The 234-nt window shown below is 56.8% G+C and carries 1 protein-coding gene; it reads left to right on the top strand.

The annotated features are described in order from the left end of the window. A partial coding sequence (locus AC1RPR_RS09100; protein WP_481763626.1) for a hypothetical protein occupies positions 1-234 on the top strand: 234 nt, incomplete at both ends.

The following is a 234-nucleotide window of genomic DNA, read 5'->3' as shown; positions in this document are numbered from 1 at the left end:
CACTGCACTGGATTCGACGTGCAGGTGATTTTGCCGCGCGGCGCTCAGGGAATCGACGCACTTAGGGTGTGGGACGGAGAGATGCCGATGCCTGCCCTGTTCACCGTGGACGGCACCGCCGTAACCTCGAACCAACAGTTTCTCGGCTTCTGCGACGGTAAGCCCCATATTATAGGGGCCTCGAACTTCTCGAATTTCACACACTTCGAACTCCAGTTTGTCCTATCGGATGAG

It is taken from the genome of Dellaglioa sp. CoH-57-MRSF-22 (genome assembly GCF_056781895.1).
This window is presented reverse-complemented; position numbering and strand designations above follow the sequence as displayed.